Below are 7,786 nucleotides of genomic sequence, written 5' to 3'. Positions count from 1 at the left end.
GGGGAGAACGGACTTATCCACAACCGCAACCTGTTTTTTGATGCCACATCCTATGTAGGCAAAGAAGGTTATAAGGGATTGCCCGATGGAATGAAGGTCCACAGTTCAGGAACCATCTTCGCAACCGGACCGGGAGGAGTGTGGATATTTGATCCAAATGGAAAACCTCAGGCAAGAATCGCAACAGGAGAAGCTACTTCCAATTGTGCATTTTCCACGGATGAAAAGACATTTTTTATGACAGCGGATAGTTATGTGTTGAAGTTGGGGTTGAAGTGAGGAGTAGATGTGAGACGTAAGACGTGAGATTTGAACAAGAGATGAAACATTTGAAAAATGTTGGGGACTACCAATTTCATAATCAGAGTTGCCGGCAACCTGATAATGTTGGCATAGAGATTCCTCATACTAGGAAAAAGATGTCTCTCCCGTAGTTTTGTCGGGATCGACATGACAAGGAGATGTTTTATGAGGTATTAAACGTTCAAATTTATATAGGCTCAAATGTCATAAATGGTCTAGCTTCTCGTCTCTCGCTTCTCGCTTCTTTTTCTTGGCTCCCCGATACTCGGGGCAGGCTTTGGTTCTTGGCTCTAAAAAATCTCCATTCCTACCAACTCCTTCCACCACCTCCCCAAGGTCTTCCTGTGGGTTGGTCTGCGCCTCTTTCGGGCTGCTTGAAGTTACCGAGGTTATAGGTGAAGGAAAGAAGGGCATATCTGGTCAATACCCTGGTAAAGGTATCCTCTATGGTCACGTCATTGACAGTTCGGGCGATGGCATTGTTTTGATTGAGCAAATCAAATACACTCAGTTTAATTTCTCCTTTGTTTCCTTTCATAAATCTGTAGCCTGCCTCTATATTCCAAAGCCAAACGGATTGGTCCAACCCAGGTGACAATCCCCTAAACAAATTATTGCCTACTACATTGGAAACAAACAGCTTCCCATTGTTGGGAGAGTAATAGAATCTGATGTTGGTATTCTGAATGTAGTAATCATTGTTGAGATTGGCTTGAAGGGAACTGTTAACAATTGTGTAAGTACCTGTGGTCGAAAGGGTAAAATCCACATCCTTGCTGATATTGCTGGTCAGGGTAAGTCCTTGGCTGAGGTCAATGTTGTCATTGAAGTTTTTCTGTCCATTGATCATTCCCGGGGTCCTGTTGTAGGCAAGGCTTGAATTCATATTGAATTGGGACTTTAATTTTTTGATGGGCGTTCCGTAAGTGACGAATAACCTGGACCGAAACTGTCCTGAAAGATTTTCCGGACGGCTGATCTGTCCGCCCGGTCTCAAGAGAACTTCCCCATTGACAAGGGTATCTGTTTGGGCTACAAAGGTGTTATTTCCAATAAAATTCTCTGTCACATTCAGGAAGAGAAAGGTGAAGAAGGTATTTGATTTCTCCAGATTGATTTTAGAATAATTGGTAAATACTGTGTGGTTGAATGCCTGTCCCAAATTAGGATTACCAATAGAAAGCTGTAATGGGTTTTGGTTATTGATCACGTTCTGAAGTTGGTTCACTCCAGGTTCCTGGGTATTGGTTCGATACCTTAATCTGAGTGAGGTGCCTTTTTCCTGATTTCTGTAAGAGGCGTTCATGCCCGGTAGAAAATTGCTGAAAGACCTGTTGAAAGTCTGTTCTTGTGGGAAAAAACTTTCATTGTCCTGAACCGCATATTGATAATCCAAGTTGGCATTGACATTCCAGTTTTTAAGATTGTAGCTATATCCCACACTTGGCCGCTGCACGATAAACTTGTTGTCAAACACGTTGCTGAGGGCAGTATCCAATACCATGATGCCAAGCTCGGGAATCATGCTGAAGGTTTTTTGATCCGCGGTGGTTTTGTTGTTGCCTACCTGATAGGACATGGTCATAAGGGCATTTTCACCCACAGGTTCGGTCAATTGTAAAGTTGCGCGGTAATTGAATCCGTCGGATAACCCAAAGGTCTCCTGATTGATGGTGTCATTGATATCCCTGATATAGTCCCTATTGGCAGCAATCAGTTCGGAAAGCTGATCCCTTTTGTTCCAAGAGGTAAAAACTGTAGTGGATAGCGTTCTTTTGGGCTTCTCAAATTTATACCTGTAAACGAAATTATTGGAAATATTATATCCCTCAGTAATGGCATCAGAAAGTGTCCTTGCGCTGCTCAAGGGATCCCGGATTGCCGATAGATTCAATCCATCCCGGTCACTGTAATTGGTGTTGTTCTGAAAATTGATCGAAGGGGTTATGATAATGGCATGTTTGGGATTCAGGTCATACTCAATCCTACTGTTGATCCGATGATTGTTGTTTTTGACTGTATTGATCAATCTTTCATCATAAAACTGTCTGTTGGTTTCGGACAGGATTATTTCTCTATTGGTCAATTTGAACAGGTTGTTTTGGGTGGAATTGAAGAAATAACTTCCTGTGAAATTCATCTTCTTTCCAAACTTGTCGCTGTAGTTCAAACCCAGACTATTTGTGGTAATGATACCCTGATCCTGACCGACGAGGAAGTTGTCGTTACCGCCTCCACCAGGTCTTCCACCACCCCTACCTCCCTGCCTTCCACCACCACCTTGTCCTCCTGCTGATACGCCGACAAGATCCTGGGAAGAGAAGTTTTGCTGGTTGATGTTATTAAAAAGGCCGATGATGGAGAATCTTTTGTCTCCCTTAAAGAAATTCAAATTTCCTCCTGCGGCATACCTTTCCTGTGTTCCTCCCCCGACATATACCCTTCCGAACTGTCCATTTCTTTTGCCCGGTTGGGTGACGATGTTGATGGTTCTTGCATAATTGCCATCATCAAATCCCGTCAACCTTGATTGGTCAGATCTTTGATCCAATATCTCTACCCGGTCAATAATATCGGCAGGCAGATTCCTTAAAGCCAAAAACGGATCATTTCCAAAAAACTCCCTTCCATCTACCAATACCTTTTGGACAGTTTCTCCTTTGGCCTGGATTTCACCGTTCTGAATGGTAACTCCAGGGATTTTTCTCACCAAATCCTCTGCGTCTGCATTTTCCCGTGTTTTAAAAGCATTGGCATTGAAAGAGGTGGTATCGCCTTTGACTTCGCCGACAGGAATCTGTCCTTCAATGACCACTTCTCCCAATAGCTTGCTGTCTTCTATCAAAACCAATGTCCCAAGATCGAGGGCATCTCCCCTGTTATGAATCCTGGTTATTTTTTGATATCCCAAAAATGTTATTTCCAATTTGACACTTGGAATTCTTGGCCTGCCTATTTCAAAAGAACCATCCACTCCCGTTACGGTGGAACGGAGAAGTGAATCCGTCACAGTTTTGATCAAAACATTGGCACCGATCATGGTCTCCTGGTTTGTCCCTTCAATAACTTTTCCTTTTAAAAGCATTTCCTGCCCTCTGGCTTCTCCCCTTTGTGCCTGTAAATCAAAGGAATAGGCTATGAAAAAAAGAAGTAAAAATAATCTGAATGTAGAAATCTTCATATTGCTGCTAAATTAAATCAACCATTAGACTTCGGGGATGGCCAAAAAGTTTAATTCAATAATGCCGAAAATTTTGAGTGGATTTTTTTTAGGTTAGAAGGCAGAAAAAAGGGTTAAATCAACTGTCATTTAATTTTTAGTTAAAAAGGAAAAATTCCCATCAAACACACTTCGAAAACATGTCGGATGGGGATCAAAAGATCAGGACTTTTCCTGAATATTCACCTGAATGGAAAGCTCCTTTAATTGTTCATCGGCAATGGTACTTGGGGAATCGATCATCACATCCCTGCCCGAGTTGTTTTTTGGAAAAGCTATGTAATCCCTAATGGAATCCGACCCTCCGAAAATCGCACAAAGCCTGTCAAAGCCAAAAGCAATGCCACCGTGCGGAGGTGCGCCGTATTCAAATGCCTCCATCAGAAATCCGAATTGCTTTTGCGCTTCCTCATCTGTAAAACCAAGGTGCTTGAACATCAACTGCTGGGTGGTCCGGTCATGAATCCTGATGGAACCTCCACCGATTTCCACACCGTTGATGACCAAATCGTATGCGTTAGCCCTTACTTCCCCGGGATTGGTTTCCAAAAGCGGAATATCTTCCTTCTTGGGTGAAGTAAATGGATGGTGCATCGCATGGAATCTTTGGGTCTCTTCATCCCATTCCAATAAGGGAAAATCCACCACCCAAAGCGGTTTGAATATATTTCTGTTCCTCAGTCCCAATTCCTCCCCCATTTTAAGACGGAGTTCGGACATCTGTTTCCTTGTCGACTTTTCGTCGCCACTAAGTACAAGCAGCAAATCTCCGGGTTCAGCTCCCATCAAATCCGCCCAGACTTTAAGGTCTTCATTGGAATAGAACTTATCTACTGTGGACTTAAATGTCCCATCAGCATTACATTTTACATATACCAGTCCTTTTGCTCCGATTTGGGGCCTTTTTACCCAATTGGTCAATTCATCCAATTGCTTACGGGTATATTCTCCTGCACCTTTGGCACAGATACCTAGAATGATTTCTGCCTGATCAAAAATCCCAAAACCATTACCTTGGGTCAATTCATTGAGTTCAGCAAATTTCATATCAAAACGCAGGTCAGGCTTGTCATTGCCATAAAACTTCATGGCATCTGCATAGGTCATTCTTTTAACTTCTTCCAATGCTACACCTTTTACATTATTGAAAAGATGCTTGACCAGACCTTCAAAAGTATTCAATATATCTTCTTGGGTGACAAAGGCCATTTCGCAGTCTATCTGAGTAAACTCCGGCTGTCTGTCCGCCCTGAGATCTTCATCACGAAAGCATTTCACAATCTGAAAATACCTGTCAAAACCACTCACCATTAGCAATTGCTTGAAAGTCTGCGGTGATTGGGGCAAGGCATAAAATTCGCCCGGATTTACCCTGCTTGGCACTACAAAGTCGCGGGCACCTTCAGGGGTTGATTTGATCAGAACGGGGGTTTCCACTTCGATGAAATTTTCACCATCCATATATTTTCTGGTCTCCTGCATCATCCTGTGACGAAGTTGGAGTTTTTCCCTGACCACATTTCTCCTAAGATCCAGGTATCGGTATTTCATTCTCAACTCTTCTCCACCATCAGTTTCATCCTCAATGATGAATGGGGGCACCTTGGCGGCATTGAGTATTTCAAGTTGTTTTACTTTGATTTCGATGTCCCCCGTGGGAATTTTATCATTTTTTGAAGTTCGCTCAATTACCAACCCCGTGGCCCGGATCACAAATTCCCTTCCGAGGGATGCTGCTTTTTCCAAAAGTTCTTTCTCGGTCGAATCCTCTTCAAAAATCAATTGGGTAACGCCATATCGGTCCCTCAAATCCACCCAAATCAAGCCTCCTTTGTTTCTGACCCGCTGTACCCAACCCGAAAGGCTTACCTCTTTATTTACATCTGAAATCCTTAACTCTCCGCAAGTGTGTGTCCTAAGCATTTTTTGAATAGTATTTTTTTAAGTGGTCAAAGATAAACAAAGCTTATGGACAATTCTAAAATGACTAAAAAGAATGGTAAAACTTTTTTTATCTTCAAAATCAAGGCATTATTTATGGCAATTCCATAAAATCCGCCGCTTATAATCATTTAATTGTCCTTTAGATGAAATCATTCGAAAAATTGAACGTTATCAATTTGTAGCTGGATATTATTTATATCCAAAAAATTTGGAAATTGGCTTTAATTTAAATTTATTTGACAAATACACCATGATTCACCCCATCAGTTATGAATAAAAAATGGATTTTTGCTGCATCTGCCTTTATGGCTTTCGCCATATTATATTACTTCCAAAACAATGGATCTAATATGACTGAAGATTTTCAACCCCTGAATGAGATTATTATTGAGGAAGAGGAGGAGGAGGAGAGTTTACTATATGGCATTAAAGTCAATGAACTCGACATCATCGAAGGCGTAGTTGGCAAGAATGAAACGCTGTCATCCATCCTGGCGCCATTCAATGTTTCCTATCAAATGATAGATGAAATCGCAAGAAAGTCAAAGGACGTTTTTGATGTAAGAAAAATCGCTTTCAACAAAAAATTCACAGTTCTCAGTTCTAAGGACACCTCTCTTGCCCAGTTCTTTATCTATGAACCCAATCCTGCCGAGTATGTGGTTTTCAAATTGGATGAGGGTGAGGTTTACAAAGAAGAAAAACCTGTTGAGTGGAAAAAAGTAGAAATAGGAGGAACCATCAGCAGCAGCCTATATGTGAACATGACCGAGTTGGGACTGGGCCCGGATCTGATCAACCAATTTGCCGATTTGTACGGATGGAATGTGAACTTTGGTGGCCTTCAAAAGGGTGATAAATTCAAAGTTGTGTTTTCTGAAAAAATAGTAGAAGATCAGATTGTGGGAATTGGGGAAATTGAAGCAGCTTTTTTTGAGCATAAAGGAACGCCCTACCATGCAATCCCTTTTGAGCAAAATGGAGAAAGGACCTTCTTCGATCAGGATGGAAACAGCTTTAAAAAAGCCTTTTTGAAATATCCCGTAAAATTCACAAGAATCAGTTCAGCATATAACCTCAAGAGATTTCATCCTGTCCAAAAAAGATACAAGGCTCACCTAGGTACTGATTTTGCAGCACCGACCGGCACAGAGATCAGGACTGTGGGAGACGGAACCGTTGTCGAAGCAAGATATACCAGTGCCAATGGTAACTTTGTAAAAATCAAACACAACGGTACCTATACCACGCAGTATTTGCACATGTCCAAAATTGCTCGGGGAATGAAGCCCGGTGCAAGGGTAAGCCAAGGACAGGTCATCGGTTATGTTGGCAGCACCGGATTGGCGACGGGACCTCACCTATGTTTCAGATTTTGGAAAAACGGTAAGCAGGTAGATTGGCAAAGAGAAAAAATCCCACCTTCTGAGCCTATTTCAAATGAAAACAAATTGGCTTTTGAGCAAGTGAAAATGGAAAAAGCACGGCAGATTGCAGCTATTCCATACAGTATTGCACCGGCAAAATTGGTCGCTCGAAATAATTGACAGAATTGATCATCATAATTTTGATTGGGCTTAGGGAAGATGTTCCCTAAGCCTTTTTAATTTAAATCTTCTCAAAAATCCTCCTAAAGCTACATTCCATACTCAACCTGCCATGAAGATCTGAAATCGCTACTCTTTCCTGTTGGGTGGTATCCCTGTGCCGGATGGTAACGGTATTGTCCTCCAAGGTCTGATGGTCCACAGCAATACAATAGGGTGTACCTATCAAATCCTGTCGGGCATATCGCTTACCAATCGAAGCAGCGTCCTCATAAATGATGTTGAAATCATATTTCAAGGCATCAAAGACTTCTTTTCCTTTTTCAGGCAATCCATCTTTTTTGGTCAGTGGAAGGATTGCTGCCTTCACAGGGGCTATGGCGGGATGGAATTTAAGATAAGTTCTTTGCTTGCCCTCTACTTCTTCTTCCACAAAGGAATTGCATAATACCATTAAAAACAGCCTGTCGGCACCAATGGAAGTCTCAATCACAAAAGGAATATAATTCTGATTGATTTCAGGATCGAAATATTGCTGTTTCTTTTTGGAGAATTCCTGATGGCTTTTCAGGTCAAAATCAGTCCTTGAATGGATGCCTTCTACCTCTTTGAAACCAAAAGGGAACTGATATTCTATATCCATGGCGGCATTGGCATAATGCGCCAATTTCTCATGGTCGTGTCTCCTCAGCTTTTCTTCGGGAATTCCCAAAGCCCTGTGCCATTTCATCCTGGTTTCTGCCCATTCTTTATACCATTCCAATTCACTGCC

Annotated in this window: 5 protein-coding genes; 2 read left to right on the top strand and 3 right to left on the bottom strand. The window is 41.9% G+C overall.

Translation table 11 applies throughout. The annotated features are described in order from the left end of the window. A partial coding sequence (locus ACEW8O_RS03215; protein ID WP_373493183.1) for an SMP-30/gluconolactonase/LRE family protein occupies positions 1-279 on the top strand: 279 nt, incomplete at its 5' end. Positions 280-610: 331 nt separating this feature from the next. Here the strand turns inward: ACEW8O_RS03215 and ACEW8O_RS03210 are convergent. Together ACEW8O_RS03210 and aspS are read right to left on the bottom strand one after the other, a co-directional pair. Further along, complete coding sequence (locus ACEW8O_RS03210; RefSeq protein ID WP_373493182.1) at positions 611-3,484, bottom strand: outer membrane beta-barrel protein; 2,874 nt, start codon at positions 3,482-3,484, stop codon at positions 611-613. A 201-nt stretch (positions 3,485-3,685) separates the two neighbouring features. Continuing rightward, complete coding sequence (gene aspS, locus ACEW8O_RS03205) at positions 3,686-5,446, bottom strand: aspartate--tRNA ligase (RefSeq protein WP_373493181.1); 1,761 nt, start codon at positions 5,444-5,446, stop codon at positions 3,686-3,688. Between the two features lie 290 nt (positions 5,447-5,736). On the opposite strand from aspS, the gene ACEW8O_RS03200 reads away from it, so the two are divergent. Continuing rightward, entirely contained in the window at positions 5,737-7,014 is a 1,278-nt protein-coding gene (locus tag ACEW8O_RS03200; protein WP_373493180.1) for a peptidoglycan DD-metalloendopeptidase family protein, read from the top strand. A gap of 61 nt (positions 7,015-7,075) precedes the next feature. On the opposite strand, the gene ACEW8O_RS03195 is transcribed toward ACEW8O_RS03200, so the two are convergent. After that, positions 7,076-7,786, bottom strand: a 711-nt coding sequence (locus ACEW8O_RS03195; protein ID WP_373493179.1) for a His/Gly/Thr/Pro-type tRNA ligase C-terminal domain-containing protein, incomplete at its 5' end; no start/stop codon positions are given.

It is taken from the genome of Aquiflexum sp., from assembly GCF_041749095.1.
In the GTDB taxonomy this organism is placed as follows: Bacteria; Bacteroidota; Bacteroidia; order Cytophagales; family Cyclobacteriaceae; genus Aquiflexum.
Note: the sequence above shows the minus strand (reverse complement) of the source record. Positions and strands in the feature narration are given on the sequence as shown.